This window comes from Mesobacillus boroniphilus JCM 21738 (assembly GCF_000517385.1).
Lineage (GTDB): Bacteria > Bacillota > Bacilli > Bacillales > Cytobacillaceae > Mesobacillus > Mesobacillus boroniphilus.
The window spans coordinates 1-986 of the sequence record NZ_BAUW01000221.1; the positions used below are offsets into that span (position 1 = coordinate 1).

At 38.4% G+C, this 986-nt stretch carries 1 protein-coding gene and 1 pseudogene; one reads left to right on the top strand and one right to left on the bottom strand.

The features are described from left to right. Positions 1 to 188: 188 nt before the first annotated feature. Positions 189 to 695 (top strand): antibiotic biosynthesis monooxygenase family protein, encoded by a 507-nt coding sequence (locus JCM21738_RS21900; protein ID WP_023627817.1) that lies wholly within the window; start codon positions 189 to 191, stop codon positions 693 to 695. A 99-nt stretch (positions 696 to 794) separates the two neighbouring features. Here JCM21738_RS21900 and JCM21738_RS26435 read toward each other — a convergent pair. After that, positions 795 to 986 (bottom strand): annotated as a pseudogene (locus tag JCM21738_RS26435) (hypothetical protein); the annotation flags it as partial.

The window sequence follows — 986 nt, forward strand, 5'->3', positions numbered from 1 at the left end:
TTAATAAACTATATACACTATAGCGTTTTTATTGGCCTGTTTCATAGAAAACGCTTTAAATTGTTAAAAATTTGACGAATTTCGCTTTTAGGTTCTTTAAAAAAGGGAAAACAGATTATGGCTTGGGTTTGTCAGCATAAAATTAGTATAATAGAAGCAAAGCACTATTATTAAGATGAGGTGAGAAAATGAATCTATATATTACGTCAGGAACTCCTGATTTTTTAGTGAAGTTGAAAGAAAAGCATCAAGGAGAAAACATGATATTGATGAACAATAATGAGTCATCGCTCCTTGTCCATGAAACAGACAAGAAAACAGTGTTCAGTTCACCAAGGAAATATGAAGTAATTGATTCCGCTGGTTCACTTGATCATGAAGGATTCGCTGTTCTCAACAATATTCCAGTAACAGATGAAGGGCGCCCGCTTTTTGAAGACCGATTCTTGAACAGGCCGAGACTGATTGAGAATGAACCAGGTTTTGTCGCCATCCGCGTTCTTCGTCCCTTGAGTTCCAACACATATATCATTATGACAATCTGGGAAAATGAAGGGGCATTCGAAAACTGGCAAAAATCGAAGGCTTATGAACATGCCCACAAAAAACGCGGCACAGAAGCAGGAATTGACGGTGCGCGGCCCAATATTTTCGAAAGCGCATCATATGTTTCAAAATATTATATCGAAAAATAGATTATGGGAGGGGCATAAGGCACCCTCCCATTTATTATGTCGTTTTAATCAATCCGTTTCTGTTTGCATAGACCGCCGCCTGTGGCCTTAGTCTTTTCATCATCCTATCGGCCACTTTTGGTTCAATGACCGTTTCCCCTCTGGATGCTTTTTCGATTGCCTTGATGACTTCAGATGCTGACGCTGTTTTTGGTAAATAACTTTTATTTTTTTATTCCTAAACAGCATCGCTAATCCAAAATAAATCAGCAATAGAGGCCAAAGCTTACACACATGAACAAAAAGCGCAAG